At 71.6% G+C, this 16,090-nt stretch carries 14 protein-coding genes and 1 tRNA gene; 9 read left to right on the top strand and 6 right to left on the bottom strand.

Annotated features, from left to right (window positions below; all coding sequences use genetic code 11):
• Positions 1–26: 26 nt before the first annotated feature.
• Both ACFQRJ_RS08295 and ACFQRJ_RS08290 read right to left on the bottom strand, forming a co-directional pair.
• Positions 27–983, bottom strand: a complete 957-nt coding sequence (locus ACFQRJ_RS08295; RefSeq protein WP_377018526.1) for a cell division protein FtsQ — start codon at positions 981–983, stop codon at positions 27–29.
• An 82-nt stretch (positions 984–1,065) separates the two neighbouring features.
• Positions 1,066–2,730: an HAD family hydrolase gene (locus ACFQRJ_RS08290; protein ID WP_377018524.1), complete on the bottom strand. Its 1,665-nt coding sequence runs from the start codon at positions 2,728–2,730 to the stop codon at positions 1,066–1,068.
• A gap of 325 nt (positions 2,731–3,055) precedes the next feature.
• On the opposite strand from ACFQRJ_RS08290, the gene ACFQRJ_RS08285 reads away from it, so the two are divergent.
• A complete protein-coding gene (locus ACFQRJ_RS08285) occupies positions 3,056–4,048 on the top strand; it encodes a LacI family DNA-binding transcriptional regulator (protein WP_377018522.1) in 993 nt (330 codons plus the stop codon).
• A 93-nt stretch (positions 4,049–4,141) separates the two neighbouring features.
• Positions 4,142–4,226: transfer RNA gene (locus tag ACFQRJ_RS08280), tRNA-Ser, on the top strand.
• Positions 4,227–4,443: 217 nt separating this feature from the next.
• On the opposite strand, the gene ACFQRJ_RS08275 is transcribed toward ACFQRJ_RS08280, so the two are convergent.
• Positions 4,444–5,511, bottom strand: a complete 1,068-nt coding sequence (locus tag ACFQRJ_RS08275; protein ID WP_377018521.1) for an Rv2578c family radical SAM protein — start codon at positions 5,509–5,511, stop codon at positions 4,444–4,446.
• 383 nt (positions 5,512–5,894) lie between these two features.
• Between ACFQRJ_RS08275 and ACFQRJ_RS08270 the strand changes: the two genes are divergently transcribed.
• The 3 genes from ACFQRJ_RS08270 (at position 5,895) to ACFQRJ_RS08260 (ending at position 8,250) form a co-directional block, all read left to right on the top strand.
• Entirely contained in the window at positions 5,895–6,317 is a 423-nt protein-coding gene (locus ACFQRJ_RS08270; RefSeq protein ID WP_377018520.1) for a hypothetical protein, read from the top strand.
• A gap of 138 nt (positions 6,318–6,455) precedes the next feature.
• On the top strand, positions 6,456–6,842 hold the full coding sequence (locus ACFQRJ_RS08265) for a hypothetical protein (protein WP_377018519.1): 387 nt from the start codon (positions 6,456–6,458) through the stop codon (positions 6,840–6,842).
• Between the two features lie 139 nt (positions 6,843–6,981).
• On the top strand, positions 6,982–8,250 hold the full coding sequence (locus ACFQRJ_RS08260) for a hypothetical protein (protein ID WP_377018518.1): 1,269 nt from the start codon (positions 6,982–6,984) through the stop codon (positions 8,248–8,250).
• A 23-nt stretch (positions 8,251–8,273) separates the two neighbouring features.
• On the opposite strand, the gene ACFQRJ_RS08255 is transcribed toward ACFQRJ_RS08260, so the two are convergent.
• Positions 8,274–8,492, bottom strand: coding sequence for a helix-hairpin-helix domain-containing protein (locus ACFQRJ_RS08255; RefSeq protein WP_377018517.1), 219 nt, complete (start codon positions 8,490–8,492; stop codon positions 8,274–8,276).
• Between the two features lie 107 nt (positions 8,493–8,599).
• On the opposite strand from ACFQRJ_RS08255, the gene ACFQRJ_RS08250 reads away from it, so the two are divergent.
• Positions 8,600–9,082: an OsmC family protein gene (locus ACFQRJ_RS08250; RefSeq protein ID WP_377018516.1), complete on the top strand. Its 483-nt coding sequence runs from the start codon at positions 8,600–8,602 to the stop codon at positions 9,080–9,082.
• 162 nt (positions 9,083–9,244) lie between these two features.
• Here the strand turns inward: ACFQRJ_RS08250 and ACFQRJ_RS08245 are convergent, their stop codons facing one another.
• Complete coding sequence (locus ACFQRJ_RS08245; protein WP_377018515.1) at positions 9,245–11,332, bottom strand: alpha/beta fold hydrolase; 2,088 nt, start codon at positions 11,330–11,332, stop codon at positions 9,245–9,247.
• Positions 11,333–11,473: 141 nt separating this feature from the next.
• Between ACFQRJ_RS08245 and ACFQRJ_RS08240 the strand changes: the two genes are divergently transcribed.
• Together ACFQRJ_RS08240 and ACFQRJ_RS08235 are read left to right on the top strand one after the other, a co-directional pair.
• Complete coding sequence (locus ACFQRJ_RS08240) at positions 11,474–12,652, top strand: LLM class flavin-dependent oxidoreductase (RefSeq protein WP_377018514.1); 1,179 nt, start codon at positions 11,474–11,476, stop codon at positions 12,650–12,652.
• 36 nt (positions 12,653–12,688) lie between these two features.
• Complete coding sequence (locus ACFQRJ_RS08235) at positions 12,689–13,405, top strand: CE1759 family FMN reductase (RefSeq protein WP_377018513.1); 717 nt, start codon at positions 12,689–12,691, stop codon at positions 13,403–13,405.
• Positions 13,406–13,412: 7 nt separating this feature from the next.
• Here ACFQRJ_RS08235 and ACFQRJ_RS08230 read toward each other — a convergent pair whose 3' ends face one another.
• On the bottom strand, positions 13,413–15,068 hold the full coding sequence (locus ACFQRJ_RS08230; RefSeq protein WP_377018512.1) for an acyltransferase: 1,656 nt from the start codon (positions 15,066–15,068) through the stop codon (positions 13,413–13,415).
• Between the two features lie 169 nt (positions 15,069–15,237).
• Between ACFQRJ_RS08230 and ACFQRJ_RS08225 the strand changes: the two genes are divergently transcribed.
• Complete coding sequence (locus ACFQRJ_RS08225; protein ID WP_377018511.1) at positions 15,238–16,017, top strand: sugar phosphate isomerase/epimerase family protein; 780 nt, start codon at positions 15,238–15,240, stop codon at positions 16,015–16,017.
• Positions 16,018–16,090 lie beyond the last annotated feature (73 nt).

Genomic DNA, 16,090 nt, shown 5'->3' with positions numbered 1-16,090 from the left:
AGGGGGCTCCTGGTCTCGGATCCGGATCAGTTCTCGGTGCCGGTGGGCCCGGGAGCGCCGGTGGGCGCGGGTGTGCCCGAGCGGCGGAACAGCAGCACGGAGACCGCCATCACGACCACGATCGCGGCCACCGAGACCCAGAGGAACCCGTTCCCGAAGCGGTCCAGGAAGTCCGGTTCCCAGGCACCGGCGCTGAGGTCGAACGCCTCGAGGAACGCGAAGCCGAAGGAGGCGATGCTCAGCAGCACCACCGCGCCGACGAACAGCGGGCCGCGCGGGGCGTCCCCGGGGATGGGCTCGCCGGGCACACGGGGCCGCAGTCCCATGAGCGGTTCGATCTTCCCGTACAGGGCGGGCACCAGCCACATGGCGGGGATCGCCCCGAACAGGATGCCGCTGATCACCACGTCGGTGACCAGACCGACGGTCTCGACGGCGATGATCGACTGCGGCAGCCCGGTGACGTACTCGGCGTCCTCGACCCCGATCCAGACCTTGGCCATGTCCACGACGGCGGAGAGCACCTTGTCGATGAGGATGATGCAGACGGCGCTGACGCCGACCTGTGCGCGGCTGCGCGGATTGCGGACGAGCGAGCCGCCGATGTAGATCGCGAGGAACATCTGCACGTATCCCTCGACCTCGGCGAGGCCGGAGAAGTCGCCCATGAGCAGGTCGGTGAACACGATCTCGCCGAGCGGGGCACCGAGCGCGGCCCAGAACGGGGACAGCAGCCCGGCCATCGCGACAGGGATGAACATCATGTTCGAGATCGACAGGTCGATGGGTCCGATCGTGATGTCGGGGATGATCTCGAGCAGGATGTTCGACAGCCCGAACAGGGACATCGACAGGACGAAGATCATGAGCTTCTGCGAAGTGCTCAGGTGGGCCGAGCGGATGCCGTCGACGGCGCCGCGCAGGGTTCCGCGGCGCTGATCCTGGTCGGGTTCCGGCAGCGGTGAGGGCGTCTGGGTGGTCATGAGAACTCCTGTCGATGCGTGCGGGGCGAACGGACGGGGCGGACGGGTCGGGTCGGGTCGGTGGAGCAGGCGCGGGCCGGGGTCAGGGACGGCCCGGGGCGAGTGCGGCGAGCACCTCGATCACCTGGTCCGGCGAGTCGAGGACGTGATCGGCGAGCCCCTCGGCGAGGGCGGCTTCCAGCGTCGCGTCGGAGTCCTTGCCGCCGCGGAGCAGGCAGACGGTGCCGATCCCGGCGTCTCGGCCGCCGCGCCCGTCGTTGAGTGCTTTGTCGCCGACATAGACCACGTCGGCGCGGTCGCTCGGGAGGGCTTCGAGGGCGGCTTCGAAGATCGCCCGGCCGGGCTTGCGCACGCCGATCTCGTCGGAGTAGGCGGCCGGACCGATGTGGGCGGAGATCCCGTAGTCCTCGAGGATCTCGCGGACGCCGCGGCCCGAGATGGTGTTCGAGACGATGCCGACGACGATTCCTCGCTGACGGCACCACTCGATCAGCGTGAGCGCGCCGGGACGCGGTGCCGGATGCGACTTGGCGCGGTGCAGCGCGAGGGACAGCTCGGCGGCCTCCAGGCGCAGGAGGGGGCGCAGCTGTTCGGGGAGGTCCTGCCCGATGAGGTCTGCCCAGAGCTCGGCCGGGTCGATCTCCTCGTGACGGTGTGCTGGATCCGGGGAGCTGTCCCGGCGACGCTTGTGGGCACGGTGGCGCTCCCAACCGGTCTCAAGGGCATCGAGGACGGTCGGCAGCTCGAGGTGGCACCCGGCTCCCCGGGCCAGCTCGACGATGCGTGAGCCGACGCCGGAGAAGCGCTCCGGATTCGGCGTGGAGGAGGTGATGACCCCGCCGTGGTCGAGCAGCAGCGCCGGACGGCGGCGTGGTGCGGGCGGCGGCGGTCCGGCCGGCGCCGGTGCGCCGTCGATCGGGGTGGAGGCGCGGCCCGTGCCCAGTGCGGTGCGCAGCGGGGCGATCAGTCCGCTCGGCTCCTCGACCACGAGGTCGGGGACGTCGAGGACGGGGAAGGGCGGGGTGTCGGTCCTGCGATCCCGCGTGATCATCACGGCGCCGACGCCGGCGCGGCGCCCCGCGGCGACATCGCGATCCAAGGTGTCGCCGACGTACCAGGCCGATCCGGGGTCGATACCGAGGGCCTCCGCGGCTCGCCGGATCATCCCGGGGTGCGGTTTGCGGATACCGACCTCGTCGGAATAGACCTGCACGCCGAAGGCGTCGGACAGGCCGAGCTGATCGAGGATGCGGCGGTGGGCCCGCCCGGAGTGGGCGTTCGAGACGATGCCCAGGCGCACCCCGCCACATCGCGCGGTCTCCAGCAGCGCGGGAATGCCCTCGCGCACGCGGTGATCGGCGACCAGGCCGGCCATCCGCTCCAGCAGCTCGCCGGCCTCGAGCCGCACCGCAGCCCGGATCGGTGCGGGAAGGTCGGCCAGCAGGAAGTCCCCGACGATCTCGGAGCTGGTCAGCTCCCGCGGTTCCAGCCGACGGGAGGCGGCGTCCTTCCACAGCGACAGCGCCCGTCGGCCCGCGCGAAGCGACTGCTCGACGCCTTCGGGATCGAGGTCGCAGCCCAGCGAGCGCGTGCGCTCCACGATCCAGCCGGCCAGCTCGCGAGCCCAGTGCGCCCGATGCGTCGTGGTCACGACCACTCCGCCGAAATCCAGCAGCAGCGCGCTCGGAGCGGCGAGTGCCCGGGCCCCCTCCGCGGGGGCATCGAGTGCTTCGGGGGCAGTGGTCACGGGTCTCCTCGGGAAGCTGGTCCGGTCTCGCAACGGCTGGGCGTCGCACCGGCTCGGGGTCTGGATGGCTCGGGCCCTCAGGGCCTCGGGGTCTCGGGGTCTCAGGGCCTCGGGGTCTCGGGGTCCCGGGGCCTCGGGGGCTCGGGGTCTCGGGGTCACAGAACCTTGGCGTCCCGGTCTTCTGGTGGGGCCTCTCCGACGCTACGGAGCGCTGACGCCGGGGTCATGAACACCAGGTGACGGGACTGCCACAGCTCGGGGACAAGCCCTGAAAGATTTCAGCTCTCCAGGTCGTGACCGGAATCTCGGCTGATAGACCGAGCAGGTGACGTCCTCAGCGCGCCCCACCCTCGCCACCGTCGCCCGCGCCGCCGGGGTGTCCTCCGCCTCCGCGTCGATGGCCCTGAACGATCGGCCCGGCGTCAGCGCGGAGACCCGGCGGCGGGTGCTCGCAGCGGCCCGCAGCCTGCGCTACGGCCGTCGTGGCCGCGGCACGGGCCTGATCGGAGTGCTCCCGACGGATCTCGGGAACCCGTACCACACCGACGTCATCGCCGGGATCGAGGAGCGCACCGACCACGAGGGCCTGGAGGTGGTGATCGCCCACGGTCGACGGGACACCGCTCATCTCGCACGGGGGCTGCGGCGCCTGCTGGACCTCGGGGTCGACGGCGTCATCGTGGTCTCGTCGTGGCTGGACCCTGCCGCCCTGGAGCAGGCGGCGCAGGTGGTTCCGGTCGTGGTGATCGGCCGCATGCAGGACCAGGTGCCCGGGGTCGACCACGTCCTGAATCACGACGAGGCCGGCGCTGCCCTTGCCGTGCACCATCTGGTGCAGTCGGGGCACCGGCGCATCGCGCACGTGACCCTGTCGGCCCGCCCCGGCCCCGCCCTGCGCCGGACCGGCTTCCTGACCGCCATGGAGCGCCATGGCCTGCGCGAGGGCGCCTCGGTGATCGGGCCGGTCCACCCGGATGGCGGCATCGACCTGCTGCTGCGGGCGATTCGCCGCGGCGCGGAGGGGGCAGCTACGGCCGTCTTCGCCGCCAATGACATCGCCGCAGTGCGCGTCCTGCATCGCGCCGCCGATCTGCGGGTCCCGGTGCCGGAGCGCCTGAGCGTGGCAGGCTACGACAGCTCGGCGGTCGCGCTGACCGTCAGACCGCATCTGACCAGCGTGAACCAGCCGCGGGCGGAGATGGGGCGGCTCGCGGCACAGATGATCCGCGAACGGCTCGCAAGGCGGACGACGGCGTCGTTCAGCCGTGTCGAGCCGACCCTGCGGGTGCGGGACTCCACCGGGCCCGCGCCCCGGTGAGGTCCGGGAGCGGGCGCCGATGTGACCTGTGCCCGCACGGTTCGCGCCCACCTGGGCTCTCGGGTACGCTGTCCACTGCTCTTCGTGAGCGCTGGAGGATTCGCCTAGCGGCCTATGGCGCACGCCTGGAACGCGTGTTGGGTTAACGCCCTCGGGGGTTCGAATCCCCCATCCTCCGCCGATAGAAAATGGCTCCTGGCCCAGGTCAGGAGCCATTTCCTTGTCCCGCTCGATGCCAGCGAGCCCGACCCGGCGGCCAGATCCGCGACCTTGTTGGTATGCGCGGGTCATTCCTACTCGGTCACGGATCCCGCTGCTGAGAGGGAGACGCTGCGGGAGACGCTGAGAGGGAGACGCAGAGATCCGCCGGGGACGCAGGGGGCTCTGCAAGCCCCCTAGAAGAGTGCGGGCTGCGGCGCGAGGTCGAGCGCCGACGGTGCCGCGGTCGCCCGCTGCGCCGCACCCGCGGCACGCCGCCGCTGCTCCGGCTGGTCCTCGTCCTCACGGGAGTTCAGACCGTGGCGGCGCAGCAGCGGCTCGATCCGTCGGGCGAGGTTCTTGCGGTACGACGCGGGCGCATACGAGGCGTGCTGGTAGAAGCGCCGATAGCCGGTGGCGAGTTCGGGGTGCTCCCGCTCGATCCACTCCAGGAACCACTCCTTGGCGCCCGGCCGCAGGTGCAGAGCGCCGTAGACCACCCGCGCGGCGCCGGCTTCCGCGATGCGCGCGAGCGCTTCGTCGAGCTGTGCATCGGAGTCGGTCAACCACGGCATGATCGGCATGAGGAACACCGAGACGCTGAAGCCGCGATCCGCCGCGGCCCGCACCGTCGCCAGGCGCGCGGCGGCCGAGGGCGTGCCGGGCTCGATGGCCTTCTGCAGCTCGTCGTCGAAGACGGCGATCGACATGGACAGGTCCACCGGGACCCGTTCGGCCGCCTCCGACAGCAGCGGCAGGTCTCGCCGCAGCAGGGTTCCCTTGGTCAGCACGGACAGGGGCGTGCCGCTGTCGGCGAGCGCGGAGATGATCCCGGGCATGAGTCCGTAGCGCCCCTCGGCCCGCTGGTAGGGGTCGGTGTTGGTGCCGAGCGCGACGTGGCTGCGGTTCCAGGTGCGCTTGCGGAGCTCGGCGCGCAGCACGTCGCCGACGTTGACCTTGACGATCACCTGCTGGTCGAAATCCGCTCCCGCATCGAGGTCGAGATAGCGGTGCGTGCTGCGGGCGAAGCAGTACACGCAGGCATGCGAGCAGCCGCGATAGGGATTGACCGTCCACTCGAAGGGCATCGAGCTCGCCGGCGGCACCCGGTTCAGCGCGGACTTCGCCGTCACCTCGTGGAAGGTGACGCCCTGGAACTCGGGAGTGCGGACGCTGCGCACGAGCCCGGAGAGGCCGACGAGAGCCGGAGCGTCCTCCTGACCGCTGGTCGTCTCGCCGCTGATCTCCTGCCCGCTCCACCGCATACCGAAAGTCGAACACCTGTTCGATGCGGTGTCAAGCGGCCGCGCCGCGACCGACTCCGCGTGAATCGTGACCCCGTCGAGATATCCGCACGGGCAGTTCCGGACGCCGCACGTCAGGGCGCCCGAGGATCGACGTCGCAGCCGGCGGAAGCCCGGGACCCGTCGGCCAGGACGCCGGCATCCCGTCCGCGGCGTCATCGCTTCACATATCCTGCGCACGGCGAGGACGTGACGGGGCAGGGGAGAGAGGCATGACGCACTCGGGACCAGGAGACCGACCCCCTCAGGGCGGATCGCACGGCTGGTATCAGCAGCGGACGTCGGGCCCCGCGGCTGGGGGCGGCCGGCGCGGCGGCCCGCCGTGGGCCGTGAGGGTGGTGGCCATGGGGTGCGTCGCCGCCCTCGCGCTCGTGCTCGGCGGCGGCGTCACCTACGTCGCGCTCAACCGCGGCGGAGAGGATCCCACCGCCGCGTCGACCACGTCGAGCCCGTCGGAGCCGGCGGAGGAGACACCGGAGACCCCCAGCGGCTCCGAGACCGAGGAGCCCGAGTTCACGGTGGTCTCACCGATCGACGTCCCGCCGGGTGACGTGGAGGAGCTCACGACCGTCATGGCCACCAGCCCTCTGACCGAGGGTTCCCTGCCCGACGTCGCCGACTGCGAGCTCCCGGCCACTCCGGTCGACCACGACACCGCCGAGCTCCAGGCGGTTCTCGATGCGGCCGCCGGGTGCCTGAACCAGGTCTGGGCCACCACCAGCTCGGACCGGGGCCTGCCGTGGGAGCCCCTGAGGGTCCAGGTCTAAACCTGGCCGGACATCCCCGCCTCCGAGTGCGAGTCGAGCAGTTTCGAGGAGGACTTCCCCCGCGTCTGCAGCCTCGATGCGACGGTCTACTGGCCGGCCGGCCATGGCCTGGGCGCCTCGCGGGATGACGCCGCGGACGTGCCCTCGGCGTACGTCTGGGACCTCTCGTACCTGATCATGATCTTCGTCGCGTGGAACAGCTCGCTCACCGCCTACTTCCTGGCGCTCTCGGAACAGATCTCCCCCGAGGATCCGCTCAGCTCGGAGGTGTGGCGCCGCTTCAACCTGCAGATGAGATGCCTGGCGGCGGCTTCGACCATGCAGCTGCCCTCGGCGGCGCGGCCGTCCGCCGAGCTGCGGGACCACCTGCTCGACGAGACGAACTGGGGCACCGGCGATCCGCCGCAGACCCTCGAACCCGCCTCTCGGGTGCGGTGGCTGACGGCGGGCTTCGAGTCCGACGGGGAGCTCTCGGCGTGCAACACCTGGAATGCTCCGGCCGAGGACGTCGCCCCGGCACCCTAGACGCCCGCCGGTTCCTGCGACCCTCGGCCGGACGACCCGGGCACTTGTGACCGCATCGGAACCTACGGCCGGAGCCTGCAGCGTCCCGCCCCGATATCCTGCGCCTGCAACGACGCTGTGCAGCCAAGGGGGAGAACGGATGTCGAGCGCAGGAACCGGCGGGAACGGGCAGGGACCGTACTACGGGGGGCACCACGGCGGCCCTCAGCAGGGAGGCGGGTTCCCGCCGCCCCAGCCCCACGCCCAGCAGCCACAGACTCCGTCCTTCGGTGCGGCCCCCGCGCAGCCCGGCATGGGTGGCCCCGCCGGCCCGGGCGGCCCCGGCGGCCCCGGCGGACCCGGCGGACCCGGCGGACCATCGCAGTTCGGCCGGTCCCCCTCCCCCAAACGCCCCTGGGGACTGATCGCCGTGGCCTTCGGCTGCATCGCTGTCCTGGTCCTCGTCCTCGGCGGCGGCGTGGCCTTCTACGCCTTCACCCGGGGAGGCGATGAGGAACGCACCGCCTCCCCGGCCACGACCGACAGTGAGCCGACGAGCGACCCGGCCACCGAGGAGGACACGGCGAGCGACTCCGCGACGCCGAGCGAGGAGACCGAGAGCACCGAGAGCGAGGTGCCGGCGGAGAACGCCCAGTTCGAGGTGATCAGTCCGCTCGACACTCCGCCCGAGGACGCCGAGACCCTCCGGCAGATCCTGATCGAGAACCCTCTGACCGAGGGCTCGCTCCCCGACGTCGGCACGTGCGAGCTGCCCGAGACACCGGTCGAGCACGACGTCGAGCAGCTGCAGTCACTGCTCGACGCCGCCTCAGGGTGCCTGAACCAGGTGTGGTCTCCTGCCAGCTCGGACCGCGGGCTCCCCTGGATCAGTCCCACGATCAAGGTCTTCACCTGGCCCGACGTCCCCTCTGACATGTCCTGCGACCCGGAGGACTTCACGGAGGACACCGCCCGGATGTGCAACCTCGACGGCGTGCTGTACTGGCCGATCGGGGCCGGAACCGGCGCCACCCTGAGCGACGCCGAGCACATCCCGCAGGCATACACGTGGGATCTCGCCTTCCAGTTCACCAATCCGCTGATGTGGAACAGCTCCGTGGGCCTCTACTACGCGGCCCTGAACGAGCAGCTCGCCGACGACCCCGATCAGCAGGCCGAGACGACCCGACGGTTCTTCCTCCAGCGGGAGTGCCTGGGGTCGGCCTCGACGATGCAGCTGCCCTCGAGCGCTCAGCTGGACTCCTCACTCCAAGAGGCGCTCGCCGATCCGGCCACCTGGAACGACGGCGGCGACCCCGATGCCATCGACCCCGAGTCGCGTGCGCACTGGATCCAGGTCGGCTTCGAGTCGGGCGGAGACCTGAGCGTGTGCAACACGTGGGACGCTCCCGCCGAGGACGTCAGCTGAGGAGTGACCGGCGCGTCCCCGTGTCACTCGGCCTGAGCGAACGTCAGCACTTTCTCGCTCAATGCCTCGGCCAGGATGCGGATCGCCTTGGGGCCTACGCCGTGGATCGCCAACAGGTCCGCCTCCGTGCGCCTGCTGACCTTCTCCAGTGAGTCGATTCCTGCCGCCTGCAGCTCGCGCGGCGCGGTCTTGCCCAGCGCGTCCGGCAGGTCGCCCACCGGTCGCACATCCGGTGTCGCCATGGCCCTTCCCCTTCTCCTGGACGTGTGACCGAGCGTCATGCGGCGCATGCCGCAGTGCCAGGGTGTCCGCCCTCCCCCGCACTCGGCCTCGCCCGTACGCTGACGTCATGACCGCCGACGATCGAGGTGCCTCCTCCGGTCCGACCTCCTCGCCCCACCCCGAGGACCCTGCTCTCTACACGGCCCGCACGGACAACATCCACGGCACAACGGGCGAGGTCCGCGTCCATGACGGCCCCACCGCCCACCGGGCCACGCTGCCCACCGGCGGACCGTCGACACCGCACCAGGGGTTCACCCCGGAGCAGTTCCTCGCGATGGCCTGGAGCACGTGCCTCGAGGAGACGCTGCGGGTGGTGCTCGCCGAACGAGAGCTCCCGCACCAGAGCAGCGTGAGCGTCGAGGTCGATCTGCATCGCGATCCGGCCGGCGGCTACCGATTCGCTCCCCGCGCCCTGGTGAGCATCCCGGACATGGCCGCCGACGAGGCCCGCACCATCGCCGACGCCGCGCACGCCCGGTGCCCCGTCTCCAAGCTCCTCACCGGCCAGGGCACGCCGCGCGTGGAGCTGGTGACGGCTGACGGCTGACGGCTGACGGCTGACGGCTGACGGCTGACGGCGAGGGTCGACGCCGCTGACCGGGGCCGCACGGGGGCCGTTCGTCCAGGTCGACCTGCGGAACCTCGCCCCGGCCGACGACGAGGACGGCATCGCGATGTCTACGACGACCCCGCCGCGCCCGGGCTGTCCTCAGCCCAGCGTCGCCGGAGCCTCCCAGTCCGTCCCGCGCACATGCTGGTCGAGGAAGCCGAGGAAGGTCTCGTACCAGACCTCGGCGTTGCCGCGGCCCATGATCCAGTGCCCCTCGTCGGGGAAGTAGAGGAAGCGGTGGCGGGTGCGCCCCTGTGCATCGCGCGGGGTGGCGGAGAACTCGTGCAGGTCGTACCAGAGGGCGTGGCCCTGGGCGATCGGCACCCGGTAGTCCTTGTCGCCGTGGATGACCAGCATCGGCACCACGATCTCGCCGACGCTGTCCTTGGGGTTGTAGCGCCGGTTCTGGTCGCGCATCGGCCGTTCCCAGCTCGCGTTGTCGGTGGTGTGACCCATCGATTCGGTGTCCCAGAGGGAGGCGTGGGTGACGATGCAGCGGAAACGGTCCCCGGTGTGCCCGGCCACCCAGTTGGCCATGTAGCCGCCGTACGAACCACCGGCGAACGCGGTGCGCTCGGCGTCGATGTCCTCGCGCGCCACGGCGCTATCGGTCAGGGCCATGATGTCGGTGAACGGCGCGCCGCCGAGCTCGTGCTGGCCGCGGTCGATCATCGCCTGCCCGTAGCCGGTGGAGATCGCCGGATCGGGCAGCAGCACGGCGTAGCCGGCGTCGACGAAGGGCCCCGGGTTCCAGCGGTAGGTCCAGGCGTTCCACGACCCCCACGGGCCGCCGTGGGCGAACACGACCAGCGGATGCGGGCCCTCCCCCGCCGGCAGGCGCAGCCAGGCCCGCAGATCGGTGCCGTCCTCCGCGGTGGCGGCCAGCCCCGTCAGCGAGCCGGTCTGCTCGATCGGATCGGCGGGATTCGGCAGCTCCTGCACGGTCCCGTCGGCCGGGTCGATGCGCACCGGGTGCGGGGCGACGGAGATCCCGGAGGCCGAGGCGACCACCGCGCCCCCGGCGACCGAGATCGAGGAGAAGGCCAGGTCCTGCTCGGGCCCGCCCGCCAGCCGCCGCGGTGCGGGGTCCTCGAGGCCGCCGATCCACACGGAGCCGCGGCCGTGGTCGTCGCTCGCGGCGACCAGGGTCGCCTCGTCCAGCCATACCGGGTCGACCCAGTGGTCGAGCTCGGGCCACACTGTCGAGGACGTTCCGTCGGCCAGGTCCAGCACCTCCACACTCGAGCTGAGGCTGGTTTCGCGGGTCCAGTTCCGGCCGCGTCCGATCAGGGCACGGGTCCCGTCGGGGCTGAACTCGCCCGGGCTGTACTCGGCCTCGGCCGTCGGCTCGCGCAGCAGCCGCGGTGGCTGGGCGCCGATCAGATCGAGCAGGTACAGGCTTTCGGCGGCCAGCAGATCGTCGCGGGAATCGGCCATGGCCACCAGGGCGCGCGTGCCCTCGCGGTCCACGGTCCAGTCCACGAGACGCCCGGGCGGCATGGTCACGTGGCGGAAGTGCAGCACCTGCGGGCCGACGGGGTCCTTCTCGGCCGCCCCGCCCGTGGGCGCCCCGTCCGCGGCTGCACCGTCCGCCGGTGCACCGTCCTGAGCGCTCGCGGGGCGAGTCGCCTCGGCCCAGGCGACGTCCTCCGGCAGCGCGGCGAGGGCGAGCACCGATCGGGCCGGGCCGAGATCGTGGTCCCAGTACCGGGTGGGGAAGCCGGCGTGGAGCCCAGCGGTCACCTTCGCCTCCTCGCGCTCGGCGGCCAGGCGGGCATGCTCGATCTCGTCGGACGCCTGCGAATGCACCTCGAGCTCGGCGACCAGCCGCGTCCCGGCGATCCTCAGTCCGCCGAAGCCGCCGGGGCGCGCTGCGACCTCGCGGGCCTCACCGCGAGCGGGCAGGGCCCACAGCTGGGCGTCGTCGGCCTCCTTGCCGTCCTCCCCGGTGCGCTTGGCGGTGAAGAAGGTGGTGCCGTCCTCCGCGGCGGCGACGGCGCCGACTGAGGCGGCGCCGCGCGTCAGCGGCACCAGGTGGTCACCCTCGATCTCCACCAGGGCGCTGCGGTACGCCGTGCCTGTGGTATCGAGCCTGGAGACCTTCGCGAGGATCCTGCCTCCGTCGGTCGTCTCCAGTCCGGCCAGCCGGGTCGCGTCCAACAGGGTTCGGGTGCTCGCTCGTGTCATGCCTCACCATCCTGCCAGAGGCGGCCGACGGGTCTTGCCCGCACCGCACAGGTAGTTTATTCTTGAACTATCTACAGGAGGCCGAGCCGGGACCGCCACGCACCGTTCCCTCCCGAGCCACGAGACGCGCTAGGAGCGATCATGCAGTTCGGAATCTTCACCATCGCCGACATCACTCCGGACCCCACCACCGGGAAGGTTCCCACCGAGCACGAGCGCCTGCAGCTCATGGTGGAGGAGGCCAAGCTCGCCGAGCAGGCGGGCCTGGACGTCTTCGCCCTCGGCGAGCACCACAACCCGCCGTTCGTGACCTCCTCCCCCACCACCACGCTGGCCTACATCGGCGCCCAGACCGAAAAGCTCATCCTCTCCACGGCGACCACGCTGATCACCACCAACGATCCGGTCAAGATCGCCGAGGACTACGCGATGCTGCAGCACCTCACGAACGGTCGCGTCGACCTGGTGATGGGCCGCGGCAACACCGGGCCCGTCTACCCGTGGTTCGGGCAGGACATCCGCAAGGGCATCGAGATCGCGATCGAGAACTACGATCTGCTGCGCCGGCTGTGGAGCGAGGACGTCGTGGACTGGGAGGGCCAGTTCCGCACCCCGCTGCAGCAGTTCACCTCCACTCCGCGCCCGCTGGACGGCGTGGCCCCCTTCGTGTGGCACGGCTCGATCCGCTCCCCGCAGATCGCCGAGCAGGCCGCGTACTACGGCGACGGCTTCCTGCACAACAACATCTTCTGGCCCATGAGCCACACCCAGCAGATGGTCCAGCTCTACCGTGAGCGCTACGAGCACTACGGTCACGGGACGGCCCGTCAGGCCTATGTGGGCCTCGGCGGCCAGGCGTTCATGCGCAAGAACTCCCAGGACGCGGTCAACGAGTTCCGCCCCTACTTCGACCACGCCCCCGTCTACGGCGGCGGCCCCTCGATGGAGGAGTTCACCCGCATGACCCCGCTGACGGTCGGCTCCCCCGAGCAGGTCGTCGAGCGGTACCTGACCATGGCCGACCACGTCGGCGACTACCAGCGCCAGATGTTCCTCATGGACCACGCCGGCCTGCCCCGCAAGACGGTCCTGGAGCAGATCGAGCTGCTGGGCACGGAGGTGGTCCCGGTGCTGCGCAAGGAGCTCGAGGCCCGCAAGCCGGCCGACGTCCCCGAGGCCCCCACCCACGCCGCGCAGGTCGCCGCCGCCGAGGCCGAGCGGGGCAGCTTCGATGACACCTACAAGTTCGAGACCGGTGACAACTGGACCGGCCTGCGCGCCGAGGACCAGCGGCCGTTCGACGCCCGCCGAGGCGCCTGACATGCTCTACTCGATGCTTCAGGGAGGATCCACCTCATGACCGGTCCCATTCGTCTCGTCGCCCTGTCCGCAGGGCTGTCCACGCCCAGTTCGACCCGCATGCTGGCCGACCAGCTCTCCCGCGAGGCGGCCTCCGCGCTCGGCCGGGACGGCGCCGAGGTCGACGTGCGCACCGTGGAGCTGCGCGAGTACGCCCACGACATCACCGACGCCATGCTCACCCGTTTCCCCGGTGAGCGGCTGTCCATGGTGATCGAGTCGGTGCGTGCGGCCGACGCGGTGATCGCCGTGACCCCCGTGTTCAACGTCGGCCCCTCGGGGCTGTTCAAGTCCTTCTTCGACGCGATCGACATCAACATCTGGAAGGCGAAGCCGGTGCTGCTGGGAGCGACCGCGGGGACCTCGCGGCACTCCCTGGCGATCGACTACGCGATCCGCCCGATGTTCGGCTACCTCAAGGCCGAAGTGGTGCCGACGGTCGTGTTCGCGGCCTCGGCCGACTTCGGGGCGGACGCCGACGCCCACGGTGACGAGCAGCCGCTGGCGGCGCGGGTGCGGCGGGCCTCTGCCGAGCTGGCCACCATGCTGCGTTCCGGGATCGAGGAGGCGGCCGGCGAGGCGGCCTCGGATCCGGCGGGCGCGACGGGTGCGGCGAGCGCGACGAGTGGGGCGGCCGACGAGACGCAGGGCCCGGCGCTGGACGCGGAGTTCTCCGACTTCGTCCCGATGGACAAGCTGCTCGGCGGGCGCTGAGGAACCCTCAGCGCGGCCACGGGCGGTGCACGCCGCGGGGTTCGTAGCCGAGGGAGCCGGCCGCGCCCAGCAGGTCGGCGAGGTACCAGGAGATGGCCAGCCACATCTCGGTGCCCTGCAGGCCGGGGCAGGCCGTGCCGCGGGCATCGGGGCGCTGGGCGAAGCCGAATCCTTCGCCAGGCCGCCAGGCTGCGACCAGCCGGGGCACCTGTCCTGCCGCCCACGCCGTGATCTCCTCGCCGCGGTGGGCGGTCTGCTGGCGGGCCAGCCACAGCGGATGGGCGATGTCCAGCACGTCGCAGGCCGTGGAGCGGCCCACCCCGAACCGGCGGTCGTCGCGCGCGTGGGCCAGGACCGTGTCGATCACCCGTTCCGGGTGCGGGATCGGGAGCCCGAACTGGGCGAACGTTCCGCGGCTGAGCCGGTAGAAGCCGTTGACCGGCTGACGCAGCCCGTCGGACGCCCGGGGCCGGCCCCACACCCCGGTGCTGCGGTCCACGGTCAGGTGCAGCCACCCGACGAGCGTCTCCAGATCGCCCGGCAGCTCGAACCACTCGCGGTTCCACGTCAGTGCTGTGCCGACCACGTCCACCCAGTCCCCCGCGCCCCAGGCGCGCTCGGTCCAGGGCTGCTGCTCGAGGGCGGCGATCAGGTCCGGGCCTCGCAGGGTGTCGACGATGCCGATCGGATGGGGGAATCGGGCACCGAGCAGATCGAGGGCGTACCCCGCGCTGAGCACGTGATACCGCGCTCCCCCGCCGAGGTCGGCCGCGGTGGGCTCGCCCAGCTCGTGGCCGAGTTCGGGGATGAGCCCCGTGCGCGGGTCCTGGCGCGCGGTGAGCCGCTGGATCACCTCCGGGCGGTCGAGCTGCCACAGCGCTGCGGGCTCCAGCAGCTCGGCGATCTCGACCGCGTCGCACAGGGCGCGCACGGTGGGCTCGGCGCCCGGAGTGTCGGTGAACGCCCGCTGGTCCTCATCCCAGCACCGCGCCAGAACGCTGGAGGCCTCCTGGCGGGCCCGGTCGGCGAACTCGCTCAGGTCCCGGGCCCCACGGCGCGCGGAGGACCGTCCGCCGGTCTCGCGGCGATCGCGGATGCGCCGTGCCGGGTTGCCGACCATGACCGACCACTCCGGCACGTCCCTGGTGACCACGGCGCCGGCTCCGATGACGCTGTGGGCGCCGATGCTCACCCCGTCGACGACGGCGACGTGGGAGCCGATGTAGACATCGTCCCCCACGGTGATCCCGCGGCTGACCAGCGGCTGCTTGCGCACCGGCTGATCGGGCGCGAACTGGTGGTCGAACCCGAGCAGCGAGGTGTGGGCACCGATGCGCACGCCCTCGCCGATGCTGACAGCGCCGCGCACCACCACGTACGCGTTGACGGTCGAGTGGGCGCCGATCCGGACGTCTCCGGTCACGTAGCTGAACGCCGCGAGGTAGGCCCCCTCCCCGAGAACCAGGGTCTCCGGGAAGCAGGCGGCCCACTGCGAGACGACACAGCCCTCGCCGAGCTCGGCGCCGTCAGCGGCAAGCTCGGCCAGACGCTCCCGCTGAGCCTGCTGTGCCGCGTCGTCGGCCTGGCGCCAGAAGGACCAGGCGTTGAAATCCGGTTCGGCGTCGCGGAGTCCGGGGCGGGCGGGCCGCTTGTTCTCGTCCATCGGAGCCTCGTTCGTCTCGGTGCTTCAGTGCGCGCAAGCGCTTGCCACCGTAGCGCAGTGGGGCCCGGCGTCTGCGCAGGAGCGGATACTATGCCGCTGGTACTGGCATGGGCCGGGACGCCCTGAGCAGCACCGCCGAAGGCCCTCCCGACCCGGCGGAAGGAGAGGCATGATCCGCTCCGGACTGTGCTCGGTCAGCTTTCGTGACCTCTCCGTCGGGCAGGTCGCCGACCTCGCCGCCGATGCGGGGCTGCACTGCATTGAATGGGGCAGCGACGTGCATGTCCCCGCCGGAGATGTGGCGGCGGCCCGCTCAGCACGGAAGGCGACCCGTGCGGCCGGGCTCGAGGTGGCCAGCTACGGATCCTATCTCCGCTGCGACGGCACAGCGGATTCCGTGGCCGAGGAGGCCGCCGCACTGCTCGACTCCGCCCGAGAACTCGGCGCACCGCGGGTCCGCATCTGGGCGGGCAGGCGGGGATCTCGTGAGACCTCACCCGAGCAGCGCCGGATGCTCGTCTCCCGGATCCGCGAGACGGCCGTCGCCGCTGCCGATGCTGACGTCGAGCTGGGCCTGGAGTGGCACGGCGGCACCCTGACCGACGAGATCGACTCGACGCTGCAGCTGCTGAACGAGGTGGATCATCCGGCCGTGCGCACGTACTGGCAGCCGCACCAAGACCAGCCGCGGGCGGCGGCGATCCGGGACCTGCGCACCTCCCTACCCCATGTCTCCACCCTGCATGTGTTCTCGTGGTGGCCCGCAGCACGCCGCCTGCCTCTCGCCGAACGCGCCGAGCTGTGGCGCGACGCGTTCGAAATCGTCCGGGTCCACGACCGCGACCACGACGCACTGCTCGAGTTCGTGCCCGGCGACGACCCGGCGTCGCTGGCCCGCGAGGCGGAGACGCTGCACGCCCTGCTGGTCCCGTCCCCTGGTGCGTCGTAGCTGGCCACGCTCTCGAGACGGCGGGTCATTCGGTGCATCGCGACGTGACGCCCGCGACCACGATTAGTGCCCG

Source organism: Brachybacterium sp. GCM10030252, assembly GCF_042666535.1.
Classification (GTDB): domain Bacteria; phylum Actinomycetota; class Actinomycetes; order Actinomycetales; family Dermabacteraceae; genus Brachybacterium.
Note: the sequence above shows the minus strand (reverse complement) of the source record. Positions and strands in the feature narration are given on the sequence as shown.